At 72.1% G+C, this 541-nt stretch carries 1 protein-coding gene; it reads right to left on the reverse strand.

Annotation, left to right across the window (positions count from 1 at the left end; genetic code table 11):
* Positions 1-541: sensor histidine kinase (locus BN4575_RS22720; RefSeq protein WP_141689901.1), on the reverse strand; the 541-nt coding region annotated here is incomplete at both ends.

Here is a 541-nt window from a genome sequence, read left to right on the forward strand (position 1 = left end):
AGCCCGAGCCCCCCGTGCCGGCGCCCGCTGCCGTTGTCCTCGTGCCGGAAGCGCTCGAAGACGTGCGGGAGCTGATCGGCCGAGATGCCCTCGCCGTCGTCGATCACCTTGACCTCGGCGAAGCGCTCGTCCTGCGCGAGCTGCACCTGCACGAGGCCGCCCGGCCGCGCGAACTTCACCGCGTTCGACAGCAGGTGCCACACGACCTGCTGGAGCCGCGCCGGATCGCCCTCGACGAACACGCCCTCCGGGTCGAGCCGCGTCTCGATCGCCACGCCCTTGCCCGCCGCCGACGGCAGGATCGCCTCGACCGCCGTCTGCACCGGCAACGTCAGCTCCACCGCGAGCCGCTCGATCTTCAGCGTGCCCGTCACCACCTGCGACGCGTCGAGCAGCTCGTCGATGAGCGTCACCTGGTGCTCGGCGTTGCGCTCGATCGCCGACAGCGCCCGCGTCTCCGCCACCCGGTCGAGCGAGCCGGCCTGCATCATCCTCGCCCAGCCGAGGATCGCGTTGAGCGGCGTGCGCAGCTCGTGCGACA

The sequence above is a fragment of the Aeromonas sp. EERV15 genome, from assembly GCF_900079845.1.
Lineage (GTDB): Bacteria > Pseudomonadota > Gammaproteobacteria > Enterobacterales > Aeromonadaceae > Aeromonas > Aeromonas sobria.